This window comes from Paraburkholderia sp. GAS42 (genome assembly GCF_050436565.1).
In the GTDB taxonomy this organism is placed as follows: Bacteria; Pseudomonadota; Gammaproteobacteria; order Burkholderiales; family Burkholderiaceae; genus Paraburkholderia.
The window spans coordinates 76651-94048 of the sequence record NZ_JBNDML010000022.1 but is presented as its reverse complement, the minus strand read 5'-3'; the positions used below and the strand labels follow the sequence as shown (position 1 = coordinate 94048).

Genomic DNA, 17398 nt, shown 5'->3' with positions numbered 1-17398 from the left:
ACATCGCGATTCTATGCATTGTGATACGCATGGTGACGATCCGCATCGACGAATGGCTCAATGAAGACACTCATTGTCCAACGCCGAACGCTTTCTAGATAGCAGGAAGCGGCCTTTTATGATTTTCCTGATCGGAAAGTTCGCCTTGTCGGTTTGAAAGGGACTCTTTCAGATAGTGATGGTTATCACGACGTCCATGGCCGGTTGGCAAAATTCGCGAACTCATTGGCCCAATACCTGACTAGCCTGGGCTCCAATGAATTGGGCCTATCCTGGACAATCACACGGTCGCCAGGTATCGGTGATGCGGCAACCGCATTCCGTTATCGATGTTGGAGGATCTCCGCTTTTCAGGCAACCGCCGACCGACATATTAGATGCCCTATCGAACATGAGTAGCAACGGGATTCCTATGAATACAGGCAACCCTTTAACACGTGAAGCGGAAGCGCCGGCCGTCGCGCAGTCGCCGGCACTCTCTTCTGTGCCGGGGGCAGAGGCTCAAGCGCCGCCGACGTCCAGACAATCCGCGCTTTCGCCTGGTCTCGCCGTCGGCCTGGTTGGGATGCTGCTTGCGTCTCTACTGGCCATTCTCAACGAACAGGTCACTGCACTGTCGCTGGCGGACATTCAGGGCGCGCTCTCGATCGGGCATGACGATGGAACCTGGCTGACCGCGCTGTTCGAGGCGGCTAATGTCGCTGCGATGGTGTTTGCGCCGTGGTTTGGGATCACGTTCACGCTCAAGCGATTTACGATCGGCGCCGTGATCGCGACGATGTTCCTCGGGATCCTTTGTCCCTTTGCACCGAACCTGCTTACGCTTTACGTGTTGCGTGTGCTGCAGGGGATTGCCGGCGGATGCCTTCCCCCGATGCTGATCATCGTGGCGCTGCGCTATCTTCCGCCCAAAGTGAAACTATACGGACTCGCGGGGTACGCGCTCACGGCGACCTTTGGACCGGCGCTCGGCACACCGCTTGCAGCTTTATGGACCGAGTATGCCGGTTGGCAAATGGCATTCTGGCAAATCGTGCCGCTTGGCATCGTAAGCTGCGTGGCGATCCAGCAGGGGCTTCCGCCAGATCCGGTCAAACTCGAACGACTCGGGGCATTCAACTGGACCGGCTTTCTGACCGGGTTTCCGGCCGTCGCCATGCTCGTGATCGGCCTTCTGCAAGGTGATCGTCTTGACTGGCTCGATTCCGAATTCATTCGCGTGATGTTGATTGGCGGAGGACTGCTGTTGGTGACATTCCTCGTCAACGAGTGGTTTCATCCGCTTCCTTTTTTCAAGCTGCAGATGCTGTCGCGCAGAAACTTTGCGCACGGACTTACGACACTCGCGGGCGCGGTCATACTCCTCGTTGGCGTGGCTGCAATACCCGGCCAGTATCTTGCGCATATTCACGGTTACAGGCCGCTGCAAACCGCGCCGCTGTCTTTGCTGGTTGCCATTCCCCTGGTGATTGCGCTGCCTGCGACCGCCGCCGTCCTGAACCTCCGGCAAGTCGACCACCGCTGGGTCATGGCCATTGGACTGTGCCTCATGGTTACCACGTGCCTGATGGGGAGCTTCATCACGTCCGAGTGGATCCGCAACAATTTCTACTGGCTTCAATCGATACAGATCGTCGCGCAACCGATGGTGATCCTGGCAATCCTGATGGGCGTCACGACGGGCTTGCCACCGACAGACGGTCCATTTGCTTCGGCGATGTTTAACTCGCTAAAAACGTTTTCCGCGGCTGCGGCAACGGGTCTCTTCGAAGGGTTGGGTACAGATCGCGAACGTCTTCATTCGAACATGCTCGTGGACCACTTGGGCAATCACGCGCTTGTGGCGAGCCAAAGCATCGACGCGGCGCATGGTCTCGGCGAACTTGCACACCGGATCCACGTGCAGGCAGTGGTACTGACCTCGGCGGATCTCTATCGCGTGATGGCAGGTGTTGCCATCGCCCTTGTTTTCCTGGTGTCAGTGTTACCCGTGCGTATTTACCCGCCGTGGTGCGCTACGCCCCCTTCTTCCCATTAAGAGACGGTATTTATGTCATCCGTTGCTCGATCACCCCTCAAAATTGTTCGTGTTGCCGCTCTGGTTGTCGCAGTCGGCGTTGGCGCATTGGCTTGCTCAAGACTGTTAGGCGGCTCGAATACCGAATCCACAAACGATGCTTATGTAGAGGCCGATTTCACCCTCGTGGCGCCACGTATCGCCGGCGAAATATCCGACGTATTCGTCAACGACAACCAATCAGTAAAAGCCGGGCAATTGCTGATACGTATTGATGATCGTGACTTCCGGGCCGCATTGATGAGTGCGGAAGCGGACGTGGCTGCGGCAAAGGCGTCCGTCGCGAACTACGACGCCGAGATCGCGCGGCAGCCCTCGCTCGTCGAGCAGGCGCGCGCGACGCTTAGATCCGACGACGCGTCGATCGCGTTTGCGCGAGCAAACGCCTCGCGGTACCAGAACCTCTCGGAAGCCGGCGCGGGAACGACTCAGGAGCAGCAGCACGCTTCGAGCACGCTCGCCGAGCAGCTCGCGCAGCAGGCCCACGATGAGGCCGCGCTGGCGTCGACTGGGCAGAACCTGAACGTACTGCATACCCAGCGCGACAAGGCGGCCGGCGGGCTCGCACGCGCCGAGGCGGCGCTCGAGCAGGCAAAGCTCAACCTGTCCTATACGGAGATCCGTGCGCCGGTCGACGGCAGGGTTGGACGGCGTTCTGCGCGGGTTGGTGCATTCGTGACGCCAGGTGCAGCGGTTCTCGCGATCGTGCCACTTTCTGAAGCCTATGTCGTCGCTAACTTCCAGGAAAACCAGCTCGCCAGGATGCGGCCTGGCGAAAGCGTGCGGATCAAGGTCGACAGCTTTCCTGGTGTTGTGATTCGAGGGCATGTCGATAGTCTTGCTCCTGCTACGGGTGTGAGCTTCGCGCCTATCGCACCCGACAACGCAACGGGCAACTTCACCAAGGTCGTCCAGCGTGTGCCTGTCAAGATCACCATCGACCACGGACAACAGGCCGCGTCTGCGTTGAGCGTGGGGCTTTCTGTCGAAACTGAGGTCGCCGTCGGTCAGCATGGTGATACGCCGGCCGAATGGGGAGATGGAAAATGATTGCGAACGACTTTTCCTTCCGCGCGTTCGTATTGGGGATATTGGCATGCCTTGTGATAACGGGCTGCACCGTCGGCCCGAACTTCGAACGTCCAACAACGTCTACGCCGCCGGAAGTCTTTGATCGTACCCAATCTGCGCAAGCATCAAGCAAGGCCGTCGAATCTGAATTCGCTCCGGAATGGTGGACGCTGTTCAATGATCCCACGTTGAACGCACTTGAGCAGCAACTGGCCGATGCGAACCTCGATGTGGCGGCGTCGTCGGCGCGTCTGCGGCAAAGCCGCGCCGGGCAACGCATTGCCGGTGCTGAGGAATATCCAACGCTGGACGGCGTGGCGTCGTACAACCGCGAGCGTGGAAGCCCGAACGGCATCCTGTCGTTGCTCGGCGTCACCCCGACGGGAAGTCAGGCGCAGTCGGCTTCGGGTGGCGCGCCGCTTGGCGTGGCGCCGTTGCCAGGCTCCAAGGGCTCGCCAGCTTACGACTTGTACCAGTTCGGCTTCGATGCATCGTGGGAACTCGACATCTGGGGTCGCGCCCGACGTGGTGTGGAGGCGGCGACGGCGCTGGCCGATGCCTCATACGAGGACCGCAACGCAGTGCTGTTGTCCGTACGCGCTGAACTCGCACGAGACTATATCCAGTTGCGTGACACGCAGGCTCTCCTTCAGATAGCGAACCAGAACCTTGAGATTGCTCGCGATACCACGAAGCTCACACAGGTCCGGGTGCGTGAAGGCGTCACGACGGATCTGGATGTGGCCAACGCTTCCGCACAGGTGGCGTCAATCGAAAGTCTGATTCCGACGCTCGAATCGCGACGCGAAACTACGATCAACGCGATTGGCGTACTACTGGCCAAGGAACCGGGCGCGCTACGGCAAACGCTCAGCGAGCCGCATGACGTGCCCGAGCTACCTGCACAGGTGCCCGTCGGCTTTCCGTCGGAGCTGGTGCAGCGCAGACCCGACATCAGAAAAGCAGAGGCTCAGCTGCACGCAGCCACGGCATCGATCGGCATGGCAAAAGCCGATTTTTATCCACGCATATCGCTGAACGGCAGCGCAGGGTTCCAGAGTCTTCAGCTCTCGAACGTTGCCAACTGGGCGTCGGGCCAGTTTGTTGTTGGACCATCGATCACGCTTCCCATATTCGAAGGCGGGCGCCTCAAGGGGACACTGCACCTACGCGAGGCGCAACAGCAGGAGGCTGCGATCGTCTACAAACACACCGTACTTGAGGCCTGGCGCGAGGTGGACGATGCGCTCGTCGTCTATGACGCTGAACAGAGGCGGCGCGATCGGCTGACGGCGGTGGTTGCTCTAAACCAGCGCGCGCTCTCGATCGCGCAGCAGCGCTACAAGGGTGGGGCGGTCGACTTTCTCAACGTACTTAACGTGCAGAAGCAACTACTGGACGCCCAGAGCAACTTCGAACAAAGCAAGGCGACCGCTGCCGCGAATCTCATCACCCTCTGTAAGACGCTCGGCGGCGGGTGGGAATCGACTTACGCCAATCCATCCGTCTCGCGTTGACGGGGGCACTGGGGCGGACAGGTGTGGCGTCTCTCGCATGCGTTCCAGGTTGCGTAGTTGCGGCGAAGTGTTACGTGTATTTTTGCCGAGGCGCCCCGCACATGGAAGGCGCGCGTGTGGTACGAGTCGCGACCTGATACGCCCGTCCACCACCCCAATAACTGCGGAAGAGCGCTTTGATTTCATCTCGAGTCCGCAGGCCAGCGAAAGGATTCAGAAAAATTGAATCCTCCAGACAAATTACAGGCCTGCAGACAGGGAGCAATAAGACCTTCGAATGATTTTAGTGACAGTTCGTATTAGTCGGGATCGATCCCGACGCTGAAGATGGCGGCCCCAGCGCAGCGAATGCAGAAACGTCTACCTGGCGCCCTGGTGGAGAGGCAGCACCTGCTGCAACTTCCTGACGACATCAGGCACTGAGCGCGCATTCAGCTTGTGCATCGCTTGCGCCCGATGGATCTTGACCGTCACCTCGCTAAGACAGAGAAGGTCGGCAATCTGCTTGTTCAACAGTCCATCGGCGACCAACCTGATGACTTCCCGCTCGCGCGCTGTCAGCGAATCGTATGTTTGACGGATGCCCGCAACGATCCTTTCCTGGCGCTTCAATTCGCTATCCCTTTTCAGGGCTGCGGCGATCGTATCGATCAGATCCTGATCCTTGAACGGCTTTGTCATGAAATCGAAAGCGCCCGCCTTCATTGCCTTGACGGACATCTCAATGTCACCGTGTCCGGTCAGAAATATGACCGGAAATCGAACACTTTCTTTAAATGGCGCCTGCTGCAGGGTCAGGCCGCTCGTGCCTCGCAGCCGGACGTCAAGAATGAGACAACTCGGCACGTCCGGCATCTCCGCGGCCAGAAAATCGTCGGCCGATTCGAACGCCCGCACGTGAATTCCGACTGACATGAGCAGAGAGGTTAGCGCGCCGCGAATAGACTCGTCGTCGTCGACCACATAAACAAGCGAGTCCGGCAATGATTCACTTCCCGTCCCAACGTTGTCGTGTTTCATCGCTCGATCTTCGAAAAGTTCGTTACAGCATGCTGACGCCGATACTCTCCGTATGGTAAGCAATGCTCGAACTTATCGCTACATATTGCGCACGGTTTTTCCTGGCGTCATTGCGCCTCAAGGAATACCTTTGCCTGGTAGCCTGACCGGCGCTGACGCGAACACCTTGAGTGGGCAGAGCGGCTGCACCGTCGCTCCGCGCCTGCCCCAATTTGCAGTCGTATTTGGCCGTATGACGAGCGCAGTCCGCTATCGGAGCCCGTGACAAAACTGTTCGACCGTGCAGATACACGAGATTCTGGAAATTTTGACGTGATGGCCGAAAATCGGCAGGAAATGTCCCCAAACCATCAAAGCTAGAGCGTCGGTGAAGACCCGTGAAGCGTAAGCTGATCTCATCGGCGATCAGAAGATCGCTGGTCCTGGCGGGCACAGGGACCTGGTGACTGGAGTCATGGGGTCTTGCACAAATTGACGCGGACTGGATGGCGCTGAACCTTGCCTTCTTTCGCATTCGGATCTTTGTCTTCGTGTACCTGTGGACGCGTTGGGTTGACCACGGCGGTAAAGGTACTGCCTTGGGTAAATACGTGGCAGATACCGGGCATGAGCCCGACTGAGGACAGAGTCATCATGATGATGCGGAACCGGAATACTTCCTTCCTGTTTGGAGGCAATGCTCCCTATGTCGAGGAGCAATACGAGGCATACCTTGCCGACCCGAACACGGTGTCGGAAGAGTGGCGCGGCTATTTCGACGCGTTGCAGGGCGTGCCGGCGGTTGATGGATCAGACGCAGGCGATGTTGCACACGCACCGGTTGTGTCTCGCTTTGTCGAGCTGGCCAGGCAGACGCGAACTGGAGGGCGCTCAGAGAGCGACGTACTGAGTTTCGCCCGCAAGCAGGTCGCCGTACAGGCCTTGATTTCAGCCTATCGCATGGTCGGCACCCGCAATGCTCATCTGGATCCGCTGCGCTGGACCGCGCCGGTGCCGGTGCCTGAACTGAGCCCGGGCTACTACGATCTGTCCCAGGCGGACATGAACACGAAGTTCAGCATGTCGGGCGCTTATTTCTCGGACGAAGATACATCGCTCGGCAATCTGATGCAGGCGCTCACAGAGACATATTGCGGGACGCTGGGCGCCGAGTTCATGCATCTGGCTGATCCAGTTCAGCGTAACTGGTGGCCAATGCATCTCGAGGCTTCGCGTGCAAAAGCCACGCTGGATACCGGTGACAAGCTGCACATCCTCGAACGGCTGACGGCCGCCGAGGGCCTCGAAAAATACCTGCATGCGCGCTACGTCGGCCAGAAGCGCTTTTCGCTTGAGGGTGGCGAGTCGCTCATCGTCCTGCTGGATGAGCTGGTTGCATACGGTGCCACGAGGGGAGTCAAGAGCTCAATTCTCGGCATGGCACATCGTGGACGCCTGAACGTTCTCGTCAATATTGTCGGCAAGCCGCCGGCTGCGTTGTTCGACGAGTTCGACGGGAAAACCGCGCATCTTCTTCCGGCAGGTGACGTCAAATATCACAAGGGCTTTACCGGCCTGCTCCCGACAGCAACCGGGCCGGCAGAAGTAACACTCGCGTTTAACCCGTCGCACCTGGAAATTGTGAACCCGGTTGTTCAAGGGATCGCTCGTGCGCGCGCCGAAGTATTGGGGCAAGGTGCGAGCGCTGTGCTGCCCGTGGAGATCCACGGGGACGCTGCTATTTCGGGGCAGGGTATCGTCATGGAGACGATGAACCTTTCGAATACCCGGGGCTACGGCACGGGCGGCACGATCCATGTGGTCGTGAATAACCAGGTTGGCTTCACCACTTCCCGCCCGGAAGATGTCCGGTCGTCTTTCTATTGCACCGACATCGCCAAGATGATCGAGGCGCCGATCCTGCACGTGAACGGCGACGACCCTGAGGCAGTTGTTGCGGCAACGCGCCTGGCAATCGATTTCCGTGCGACGTTCAATAAGAGCGTCGTTATCGATCTGGTTTGCTTCCGCCGCCATGGCCACCAGGAACAGGACACGCCGAATATCACGCAACCGCTAATGTATCGTTCCGTTGCGGGCCACCCTGGTGTCCGTACTCTCTATGCAAGGAAGCTTGTGGACGAGCGGGTCGTGACGGCGGACGACGTGGAGAAGTATGTCCACGACTACCGTGAACGTCTTGACGCTGCGCAGACCGTCGAAGAGAAGAAGCCCGTCGATCAAAAGAGCGAAGAGGTGAGCTGGCCGCAGCTGCTCGATGGAAACGTTGGCCGTATCTATTACGCGGCACCCTTGCCGGACCACGTTCAAGAACTCGCACTCAGGATCACAAGCGTTCCCGAGCAGTATTCGTTACATCCGCTCGTCGGAAAAGTGATGACTGCCCGTCGCGAGATGGCGGAAGGCAAGCGTCCGCTGGACTGGGGTATGGCTGAGCATATGGCCTTCGCCTCTCTACTCTCCGCGGGTATCGACGTGCGCCTGAGCGGCCAGGACAGTGAGCGCGGTACGTTTAGCCATCGTCACGCGGTACTCCACGATCAGAAACGGTCGATTCGGGGAGAGGGCACGTACATCCCGCTGGACAACGTGTCGGAGACCCAAGGACGATTTTCGGTGACCAACTCGGTTCTGTCGGAGGCAGCGGTTCTCGGCTTCGAGTACGGATACTCGGTTGTTCGACAAAACTCACTCGTATTGTGGGAAGCGCAGTTCGGCGACTTCGCGAACGGGGCGCAGGTTGTTATCGACAACTTTCTGTCCGCTGGCGCTGCAAAGTGGGGGCAACACAGTGGTGTCACGATGCTGCTTCCACACGGTCAGGAAGGGGAGGGGCCGGAACACGCGTCCGCCCGACTTGAGCGCTACCTGCAACTGTGTGCACAGGAAAACATGCGGGTTGTTCAGCCCACGACACCGGCTCAGCTTTTCCATCTGTTGCGGATGCAGGCAGTGCTCCCCGATCGCGTTCCGCTTATTGTGATGACGCCCAAGTCACTTCTGCGCCACCCGGAGGTTGTCAGCAGCCTCGAGGATCTGGCCAGGGGCCGATTCAAGGAGATTCTTGCCGAATCGCCTTCTAAGGAAGCGGCGTCCAGGGTCGACCGGGTCATTCTGTGTTCGGGTAAGGTCTACTACGAACTTCTGGAGCGTCGGCGTAAGGCGAAGAAGGACAACATCGCATTGATTCGCGTTGAACAGTTGTATCCGTTCCCCGCAAAGCAGATCAGTTCGGAACTGGAGCGCTATCCGAATCTGAAGAGCGTCGTCTGGTGTCAGGAAGAGTCGAAAAACCAGGGTTCGTGGAATTTCGTGCTGGAACAGCTGCTGGACATCGTGAAGGCACCTGCAACGCTGCGCTATATCGGACCCGAGGCGACCGCATCGACTGCACCGGGTTACCGGTCGATGCACCTTGCGCGTCAGGAAAAGTATCTGCACGCAGCGATCGACGAGTAAGAAGGCGGAAAGGGCGAGTCGGAGACGATGTCACCGATTCGCCCCAGGCATGAAGACGGTAGTGGGTAGATGAAGAGGAGGTCAATATCATGGACAAACGTGCCGGGCGGGTGCTGTTGATTACGGGTGTCAGCTCTGGCTTTGGCCGCGCGCTTTCTGAAGCCGCTTTGCTTGCGGGACACACCGTGATCGGCACCGTCAGAAGCGAGGCAGCAAAAGCTGAGTTCGACAGGCTGGACGGAAAACGGGCGCACGGCGTGATCCTCGATGTCACTGACTTCGCAGCGATCGAGACGGTCGTCAAGGACGTTACCGGGCGCACGGGACCGGTCGATGTACTTGTGAACAATGCTGGCTACGGCCATGAAGGAACCCTTGAGGAGTCACCCCTCAACGAACTGGTACGCCAGTTCAACGTCAACGTGTTCGGCGCCGTGGCCATGACCAGGGCCGTGCTGCCGTCAATGCGGCTGCGACGTGCGGGTCATATCGTCAACATCACGTCGATGGCTGGGCTCGTGACGTTTCCCGGCGTCTCTTACTACTGCGGCAGCAAATTCGCGCTCGAGGGTATCTCTGAAGCGCTGGAGAAGGAAGTGCGCGGTTTCGGGATCAAGGTAACGATTGTCGCGCCCGGCTCATTCCGAACCGATTGGGCTGGTCGCTCGATGATTCGTACAGAGCGTAGCGTCGACGACTACAACGCCGTTTTTGAACCGGTTCGCCGACTTCGCAAGGAAAAAGATGGGAAGCAGGCAGGCGACCCTGCCAAAGCGGCGCAGGTCCTGCTGGACATCATCGAGCACGACAACCCGCCTGTCCATCTGCTGCTCGGCAGCGACGCGCTTGGCGTTGTGCGCAAAAAGCTGGCCGACCTGAACGATGAGATCGATGCGTGGGAATCAGTCTCGAAGTCGACCGATTTTTCATGACCGGGCATGCGCATGGTTGCCTTGCCTGCCTCAAGGCAAGCGGTCGCGATGCCGCGCCATGTCCCTGACTTCTGTCTCGATCTTCATCTTTTACCCAAAGGCGTCTTTCCGGGTAACTTGTTCTAACGCGGAAACGATCGGGGATGACTCCGGCCAGCAAGGGCGCAACGCTCGGAGCACGGATTGTCTGGAGGATTGAGCAGCAGAATCTGGACGTGGTTCGGGCTATGCTGTGAATGAAGCGTTAGAGGCAGCATGTCGAATTCAGGCAAGATGCCGGGGCGGAGATAAGTGTGCTGTCTCCGTTCAATCTGGATCAATCGGATTAGCATGGACACGTTCCGCAACATGAAGATTTTCGTCGAAGTGGCCGAGGCGGGAAGCTTTACGGCGGCCGCGAATCAACTGGGTACCACAACGGGCTATGTGTCCCGGTCGATTTCCGAACTCGAAACTCATCTGCGTACCCGCTTGCTCAACCGCACGACGCGGCGCATCGCACTGACAGAGGCAGGCGAGCGGTATCTGCAACGGTGCTACGCGATCACCGCGTCGGTTGCGGAGGCAGAGGCCGAGGCATCGGACGCGCATGCGAACCCGGTGGGAACGCTGCGAGTCCACGCGTTGTCGAGCCTGGGGCAAAACTATGTGGTCCCCGCGGCTGCGGCCTACCAGGAGCGCTATCCCGCAGTAACCGTGGATCTCACGCTCTCGCAGAACGTTCCCGACCTGCTGGAAGAGGGCTACGACGTGGCCTTGCGGGTCACCCAGGGGGCGCTGCCCGACTCGGCCTACATCTCACGGCGGCTCGGCACGTTCTACAGCATTCTATGCGCGTCTCCAAAGTATCTCGAGATACATGGTGTGCCGCAGACAGTTGAAGATTTATCGAATCACACCTGTCTTCAGGTCGCCATGCCGATTTTTCCGGCGGACCGCTGGCATCTGGAAGATGTGAGCGGAGAGCACGAATTCATGCTGCCTGATGGCCGCTTCAAGGTGAACGTCCCCGATGCCATGGCGGTTGCGGTGCTGGAAGGAATGGGCATTGGGGCGTTACCGACGTTCACGGTGCGATCCATGCTGCGCTTGGGCTCGCTGAAACGCGTGCTGCCGGACTATCAGCTGCAAACGCTGAATGTTTTCGCGGTGTATGCGTCGCGTCAGTATCTCGACGCGAAGATCAAAACATGGATCGAATTCTTGCGCGACTGGACGGATGGCGCGCTAAGTACCGATGGTCTCGCAATGGGAGGTACCTCAAACGGCTGAGGCGTGGTGCCCGGTGAGCGCCGTCGAGGTAGCGCATTGATCAGGATGCTCCCCAGACCAAGGAGCAGGCACGACTACAACCTCAAGTATCTGATCGCGGCGGCGCTGCTCGATGACGAGGTGGGGCCGGCTCAGCTCGAACCGGAACGCGTCCAGGCGGCTGACGCGCTGGCACTGCTCAGGAAGGTCGTGGTGCGGCCGGACGCTGCATTCAGCGCGCAGTATCCGCACGCGTTGAACACCCGGGTGACGATCCGATGCAAGGACGGGCCGACCTTGACAAAGGAACATGTCGGCTTCGAAGGTGGGCTCGAGAATCCGTTGACATGGGAGCGGACGGTCGAGAAATTCCACTGGCTGAGCGAGCCATACGCGGATGAAGCGCTTCGAGGCCAGATCATCGATCTGGTCTCAACGCTCGATGAACATACGATTGAGGACTTGATGCAACGCCTGGCGAAGGTCAGTCCGGAGCCGCGATACCCGGCGAAACATCCGGGGATTCAGTAATCACAAGGGTCCTTAGGAGATATGTCGGCCCGATAGTGAGTTGGGATTTGCATTGCAGCGCCATTCGCGACCGGATCGCCGCGTCGCAAGCGGAAATAGCGATCAGATTGCAGTCTTCCTTACGCTCTGGGGCGGGTGGCGTTGAGCCTATTCGAAAGTATGACCACGTTGAACGATGAGGTGCATCGCACATCTGCTTGAACGACTAGCGTCGGTGCGAAACATTGGATACCTTAACGTAACGCGGCGGCCGTTCATGGGCACTTGAGTCATGGCACATCCGTTCGGCACGCTTAACGTATTGTTACCGGCGCGGCGTCCTGTTCAGTGAGAATGAAACGTCACGTTTCGATTCGTAAGGAGCGCGACCATGCTGGTTAGCCAAGTCGATCCGTGGGTTCAGACCATACGACTTTTATCATCGGGATCACGATGCGCAGATGCCCGCGCTGATACGACGCCCGTGGCGAAACACCGGACATCCAGTATCAGTCGCTCGCCGCACTTGAAGGTGAGTCTGATTGAGCGGACCACATCGTTAACCGTGACAATCGCGTGGCGGGATCCGACGAGCTGCTTCTACGGCGCCCAGATCTGGCGGGTCGCAAGCGCCAAGGTATCAGGGATATGCGCGTTGAGCGGGCAACGCATCAGGCGCGGGGACCGTATCTTTCATCCGCAACGTTCGAAACCTGCACCGGTCAATGCCCGCGCGATGATCCTCGAATCGGCCCTAAACGCGATTGAACCGTTGCAGACAAGCCGGGTGTAGATATTCTCCTGGAAGGCGCGACGTCTTTTTCTTCATTGAGATAACGACGACAAGCGTGCGAACAAAAGACTTCATGACGACGGCTATAAACCGCCCGATGAGAAGGTGGGTCCGCAGCGCTTGAAAACAATTCCACGTATGGGGCTAGTCAACATTCAGGTCGATGCGACGGGGGATGCGCCACCACACACATCTTCTCCATTCACGGGCTAGCAACAGAATGCCGCGTCAATGAAGACTGTCCTGGTTGGCATAGGTTGACTCCCACCCGCCGCCGAGCACCTTGCACAGCGTGATCAGGTTGGCGGCGGCGTCGGCCTTGCTTTGCTCAAGCTTGCTCTGCGCGTCGAGCAACTGTTTCTGCACGTTAAGTACGTCGAGAAAGTCGACTGCGCCTGCCTTGTACCGTTGCCGCGCAATCGAAAGCGCGCGCTGGTTCAGGCTGACGACCGCCGTCAGGCGATCGCGCCGCCGCTGTTCAGCGTCGTAGACGACAAGCGCATCGTCCACCTCGCGCCAGGCTTCAAGTACGGTGCGTTTGTAGACGATCGCGGCCTCCTGTTGTTGCGCCTCGCGTAAGTGCAGTGTCCCCTTCAGGCGCCCGCCTTCGAATATGGGAAGCGTGATCGATGGTCCGACGACAAACTGTCCCGACGCCCAGTCGGCGAGATTCGAGAGCTGAAGGCTCTGGAACCCTGCGCTGCCGTTGAGCGATATGCGTGGATAGAAGTCGGCCTTCGCCATGCCGATCGTCGCCGTGGCCGCGTGCAGCTGAGCCTCTGCTTTCCTGACGTCGGGTCTGCGCTGCACCAGCTCCGATGGAAATCCGATGGGCACCTGTTCGGGCAGCGCCGGCACATCATGCGGCTCGCTGAGCGTTTGCCGTAGCGCGCCCGGTTCCATGGCCAGTAGCACGCCAATCGCGTTGATCGTGGTCTCGCGATGCGACTCGAGCGTCGGGATCAGGCTTTCGATCGACTCCGCCTGTGCGGTTGCGTTGGCCACGTCCAGATCCGTCGTGACGCCTTCACGCACCCGGGTTTGCGTGAGCCTGACGGCATCGCGGGCGATTTCAAGGTTTTGCCTTGCAATTTCAAGTAGAGCCTGCGTGTCACGCAACTGAATGTAGTCTCGCGCGAGTTCAGCGCGTGCGGACAATAGCACTGCGTTGCGGTCCTCGTATGAGGCATCGGCCAGCGCCGTCGCAGCCTCGACACCACGTCGAGCCCGACCCCAGATGTCGAATTCCCACGATGCATCGAAGCCGAACTGGTAGAGGTTGAAAGCTGGCGAGCCCTTGGAGCCCGGCAACGGTGCCACACCAGGCGGCGTGCTGCCCGAAGCCGACGCCACCTTACCTCCGGTCGGGGTGACGCCGAGCAACGACAGGATGCCGTTCGGGCTTCCACGCTCGCGGTTGTACGACGCCACGCCGTCCAGCGTTGGATATTCCTCTGCACCGGCGATGCGTTGCTCCGCACGGCTTTGCCGCAGACGCGCTGACGCCGCCGCCACATCGAGATTCGCATCTGTCAGTTGTTTTTCCAGTGAATTCAGCATGGGATCGTTGAATAGCGTCCACCATTCCGGACCGAATGCGGATTCGACTGCCTTGCTCGATGCTTGTGCAGCCTGAGTGCGGTTAAACACGTCAGGCGTACTCGTCTGCGGACGTTCGAAGTTCGGGCCGACCAGACAGCCCGTGAGCGCGAAGCAGAGCAATACCGCGAGCGCCGACATGCGGATGGAAAAATCGCACGCGTTCATTTCGCGTCTTCTCCTGCGATCCGCGTATCGGCATGCTTGCCAACGGCGACCTCCGTTTCGACAGAAAGCCCCACGCTCAATGCAGACGCGGCCTGTTGTCCGTGGTCGATGGTGATCTTGACAGGCACGCGCTGGACGACCTTGGTGAAGTTGCCCGTCGCGTTGTCGGGCGCGATAGGCGCGAAGCTCACACCCGTAGCGGGAGCAAGACTATCGACACGCCCTCGAATCACGACGCCCGGAAAAGTGTCGACCTTGATACGCACGGCATCGCCGGGCCGCATCCTGGTGAGCTGGTTTTCCTGAAAGTTGGCAACGACATAGGCTTCCGACAGCGGGACGATCGCGAGCAGGGGCGCGCCGGGTGTAACGAATGCGCCGACCCGCGCCGAACGTCGTCCAACCTTGCCGTCGATGGGCGCGTGGATCTCCGTATAGGACAGGTTGAGCTTCGCCTGCTCGAGCGCCGCCTCGGCGTGGGCCAACGCGCCCGCTGCCTTGTCGCGCTGGGTTCGCAGAACGTCGAGGTTCTGCTCAGTCGCAACGAGCGCGGCCCGGTTGCGGGCCTGCTGCGCGAGTTCCTCGGCGAGCGCGGTCGAAGCATGCTGCTGCTCCTGCGTCGTTCCCGCGCCGGCTTCCGAGAGATTCCGGTAGCGCGAGGCGTTCGCTCGCGCAAACTCGAGCGTCGCGTCATCTGCCCGAAGCGTGGCACGCGCCTGATCGACAAGCGCGGGCTGCCGCGCGATCTCGGCCTCGTAGTTCGCGACCGATGCTTTTGCCGCCGCCACGTCCGCCTGCGCACTCATCAATGCCGCCCGGAAGTCGCGGTCATCGATACGGACCATTAACTGCCCGGCTTTTACCTGCTGGTTGTCCTCTACGAGTACCTCTGAAAGCTGGCCAGCGACACGCGGTGCGACCAGCGTGAAATCGGCCTCTACATAAGCATCATTGGTGGTCTCGCTATTTGAGTCGGCAAATAGTCTTATGCAAGCCCATACAGCGACGCAGAGTATGATCACATACGCCGCAAGACGAATTGTTCTGGGAGCAAATCGGATGACAGATGACATATATATCGTCGCTTAGCGGGGAGAAGGCGGCGTAGTGGTCCAGGGCGGATAAACGCGCACGGGTAACACCGGAACAACGAAAAGAAAGGCGACGGCGATACCTGCCATCACGCAATAGAGATCCGCCGATGTCAGTACTACGGCCTGCTCGTGGATCCGGTGTGCGAGTTCGCCGAGACCATGAACAGCATCGATGCTTTGACCCGTAACCAACGGGTTGTTGCCTAAGCGATCCACGAGCATGCTCGAATGAAAATGCTCGCGCGCAGTACCCAGCCCTTCAATAAGGCCGGTTGCCGCAGCAGCCGAAAATGTTTTGACCGTGTTAAACATGGCCGAAGCAAACGGGCCTTCCGTTGGGGGCAAGCCTGTCGTGACGCCCATCAGGATCCCCATGATCACCATCGGTTGCGCAACGCTCTGTAGCGCCGCAAGCCAGTAAAAGTTCTCGCGAATCCACTCGGAGGTCATAAAACTCCCCATCAGGCACGAGGTGGCCATCAGGGAAAGTCCAATGGCCATGACCCAGCGGTGGTCGACCTGCCGGAGGTTCAGGACGGCGGCGGTCGCAGGCAGCGTAACCACCAGGGGAATGGCGACCACCAAAAACAGCGGCGTGGTTTGCAGCGGCCGGTAATCGTGAATTTGTGCGAGAAATTGGCTGGGTATAGCGGCAACGGCATCCAGCAGCACAACCGCGCCTACCAGTGTTAGTAACCCGTGTGAAAAGTTCCTGCGGAAAAGCAGTTGGAGCTTGAAAAACGGCAGCGGATGAAACCACTCGTTGATAAGGAACGCCACCAACAACAGCGCCCCGCCACAAAACATCGTGGCGATAAACGTGGAATTCAGCCAATCAAGGCGATCGCCCTGCAGAAGGCCAATGACGAGCATTGCGATAGCGGGGTATCCCAGTATGAATCCGGTCCAATTGAATGAACGGAACCGTTCGAGTTTCGTGGGATCCTCCGGAAGTCCCTTGTAGATTGCCACGCAGCTCAGCAAACCAAGCGGCACGATTTGCCAGAATGCCATTCGCCAGCTGACATATTCTGTCCACAAGGCGGCAAGAGGCGTGCCGAGCACTGGCCCGAAGGTCGCGGTGAGTGCGTACCCGGCGAGCCCGTATAACTTGACTTTCGGGGGAAGATAACGCAGCGCCACAATGATCAACATCGGGGGCAGACATCCGCAGGCTACGCCCTGCAGCGTACGCAGCACATATAGCGAAAGCAGGTTCGGCGCAAAGGGGCAAAGGAATCCAAGGAACATCACGCCCAGCACGGCGCCGATCGTAAATCGCTTCAGCGTGAGCGTCACCCCAAACCACGGAGCAAACGCCATCGTGGCCACGTTCGTGGCCTCGAAGAGAGCGGTCAGCCAGGTCCCATCGTCACTTCCAATCGAGAACGCGCCGCGAATATCAGCCAGCGCCACTGCGGTGACCTGTTCGTTCAATATGGCCAGTAGCGATGCCAGCAACATTCCGATCAGGCCGATAGCGAGACGAAGCGGTAGCTTCTCTTCAGTGGACGTTTGCTGTACAGGAGCCTCTACCTCGCGCGCAGAAATCTGCGCCGACGATCCGGGCGGCTTGTGTCCTGGCGTTCCGGCTGTGGGCAGGTTGGCGGTGTTCATAAGAGTCCGCGAGGCTACGAATATTTAGTGGGGTACTGGATCGGAAAGTATTCCTCTCTCGCGCAGTGCTCGCGAAGATCCCGGATGCGCCGCGAAAGCGCCTGGTCCAAGGACCCTATGGTTTTTCCTGCAGTCATTCGAACCGGGCCACCCACGTATCGCTGCCGCGCAATGGATTGATCTCATTCTAGGAGACGGGGCCGCGTTCTTAAAGCTAACAAAGGTCGCGTATCGGTTCATCCCATTCACAAATCTGGCCAATGTCACCATAGCTGCCGGGACAAAGCGCC

Annotated in this window: 12 protein-coding genes; 8 read left to right on the top strand and 4 right to left on the bottom strand. The window is 59.1% G+C overall.

What is annotated here, in order from left to right; genetic code table 11:
- Positions 1 to 412 precede the first annotated feature (412 nt).
- The 3 genes from P3T16_RS27530 to P3T16_RS27520 are packed head-to-tail and all read left to right on the top strand — an operon-like array spanning position 413 to position 4665.
- On the top strand, positions 413 to 2038 hold the full coding sequence (locus tag P3T16_RS27530; protein ID WP_429344694.1) for an MFS transporter: 1626 nt from the start codon (positions 413 to 415) through the stop codon (positions 2036 to 2038).
- A 12-nt stretch (positions 2039 to 2050) separates the two neighbouring features.
- On the top strand, positions 2051 to 3127 hold the full coding sequence (locus tag P3T16_RS27525; protein WP_429344693.1) for an HlyD family secretion protein: 1077 nt from the start codon (positions 2051 to 2053) through the stop codon (positions 3125 to 3127).
- Positions 3124 to 4665, top strand: a complete 1542-nt coding sequence (locus P3T16_RS27520) for an efflux transporter outer membrane subunit (protein WP_429344692.1) — start codon at positions 3124 to 3126, stop codon at positions 4663 to 4665. Before P3T16_RS27525 ends, P3T16_RS27520 begins: the two co-directional genes overlap by 4 nt.
- Positions 4666 to 5025: 360 nt before the next feature.
- On the opposite strand, the gene P3T16_RS27515 is transcribed toward P3T16_RS27520, so the two are convergent.
- A complete protein-coding gene (locus tag P3T16_RS27515; RefSeq protein ID WP_429260025.1) occupies positions 5026 to 5685 on the bottom strand; it encodes a response regulator transcription factor in 660 nt (219 codons plus the stop codon).
- A gap of 633 nt (positions 5686 to 6318) precedes the next feature.
- Here P3T16_RS27515 and P3T16_RS27510 point away from each other — a divergent pair.
- The 5 genes from P3T16_RS27510 (at position 6319) to P3T16_RS27490 (ending at position 12630) form a co-directional block, all read left to right on the top strand.
- Complete coding sequence (locus tag P3T16_RS27510) at positions 6319 to 9144, top strand: 2-oxoglutarate dehydrogenase E1 component (RefSeq protein WP_429344691.1); 2826 nt, start codon at positions 6319 to 6321, stop codon at positions 9142 to 9144.
- Between the two features lie 89 nt (positions 9145 to 9233).
- Positions 9234 to 10076, top strand: coding sequence for an oxidoreductase (locus tag P3T16_RS27505; protein ID WP_429344690.1), 843 nt, complete (start codon positions 9234 to 9236; stop codon positions 10074 to 10076).
- 330 nt (positions 10077 to 10406) lie between these two features.
- Complete coding sequence (locus tag P3T16_RS27500) at positions 10407 to 11348, top strand: LysR family transcriptional regulator (protein WP_429344689.1); 942 nt, start codon at positions 10407 to 10409, stop codon at positions 11346 to 11348.
- Positions 11349 to 11393: 45 nt separating this feature from the next.
- Positions 11394 to 11858, top strand: coding sequence for a hypothetical protein (locus tag P3T16_RS27495; RefSeq protein WP_429344688.1), 465 nt, complete (start codon positions 11394 to 11396; stop codon positions 11856 to 11858).
- Positions 11859 to 12228: 370 nt separating this feature from the next.
- Complete coding sequence (locus P3T16_RS27490) at positions 12229 to 12630, top strand: DUF3331 domain-containing protein (RefSeq protein ID WP_429344687.1); 402 nt, start codon at positions 12229 to 12231, stop codon at positions 12628 to 12630.
- Between the two features lie 228 nt (positions 12631 to 12858).
- Here P3T16_RS27490 and P3T16_RS27485 read toward each other — a convergent pair whose 3' ends face one another.
- Genes P3T16_RS27485 through P3T16_RS27475 form a run of 3 tightly spaced genes read right to left on the bottom strand, consistent with a single transcriptional unit; the run spans position 12859 to position 17108 of the window.
- Positions 12859 to 14397 (bottom strand): efflux transporter outer membrane subunit, encoded by a 1539-nt coding sequence (locus tag P3T16_RS27485; RefSeq protein WP_429344686.1) that lies wholly within the window; start codon positions 14395 to 14397, stop codon positions 12859 to 12861.
- The gene (locus tag P3T16_RS27480; RefSeq protein WP_429344685.1) at positions 14394 to 15470 is read right to left on the bottom strand and encodes an HlyD family secretion protein; all 1077 of its coding nucleotides are present in this window, start codon (positions 15468 to 15470) and stop codon (positions 14394 to 14396) included. The genes P3T16_RS27485 and P3T16_RS27480 overlap by 4 nt, the downstream gene beginning before the upstream one ends.
- A 12-nt stretch (positions 15471 to 15482) precedes the next feature.
- Positions 15483 to 17108, bottom strand: coding sequence for an MFS transporter (locus tag P3T16_RS27475; RefSeq protein WP_429344684.1), 1626 nt, complete (start codon positions 17106 to 17108; stop codon positions 15483 to 15485).
- Positions 17109 to 17398: the final 290 nt, after the last annotated feature.

Excerpts from the sequence above, each read along its gene's own strand:
- P3T16_RS27520 (WP_429344692.1), top strand. The coding sequence starts at position 3,124 with ATGATTGCGAACGACTTTTCCTTCCGCGCGTTCGTATTGGGGATATTG.
- P3T16_RS27530 (WP_429344694.1), top strand. The coding sequence starts at position 413 with ATGAATACAGGCAACCCTTTAACACGTGAAGCGGAAGCGCCGGCCGTC.
- P3T16_RS27515 (WP_429260025.1), bottom strand. The coding sequence starts at position 5,685 with ATGAAACACGACAACGTTGGGACGGGAAGTGAATCATTGCCGGACTCG.
- P3T16_RS27505 (WP_429344690.1), top strand. The coding sequence starts at position 9,234 with ATGGACAAACGTGCCGGGCGGGTGCTGTTGATTACGGGTGTCAGCTCT.
- P3T16_RS27495 (WP_429344688.1), top strand. The coding sequence starts at position 11,394 with ATGCTCCCCAGACCAAGGAGCAGGCACGACTACAACCTCAAGTATCTG.
- P3T16_RS27480 (WP_429344685.1), bottom strand. The coding sequence starts at position 15,470 with ATGTCATCTGTCATCCGATTTGCTCCCAGAACAATTCGTCTTGCGGCG.
- P3T16_RS27475 (WP_429344684.1), bottom strand. The coding sequence starts at position 17,108 with ATGAACACCGCCAACCTGCCCACAGCCGGAACGCCAGGACACAAGCCG.
- P3T16_RS27510 (WP_429344691.1), top strand. The coding sequence starts at position 6,319 with ATGATGATGCGGAACCGGAATACTTCCTTCCTGTTTGGAGGCAATGCT.
- P3T16_RS27500 (WP_429344689.1), top strand. The coding sequence starts at position 10,407 with ATGGACACGTTCCGCAACATGAAGATTTTCGTCGAAGTGGCCGAGGCG.
- P3T16_RS27490 (WP_429344687.1), top strand. The coding sequence starts at position 12,229 with ATGCTGGTTAGCCAAGTCGATCCGTGGGTTCAGACCATACGACTTTTA.
- P3T16_RS27485 (WP_429344686.1), bottom strand. The coding sequence starts at position 14,397 with ATGAACGCGTGCGATTTTTCCATCCGCATGTCGGCGCTCGCGGTATTG.
- P3T16_RS27525 (WP_429344693.1), top strand. The coding sequence starts at position 2,051 with ATGTCATCCGTTGCTCGATCACCCCTCAAAATTGTTCGTGTTGCCGCT.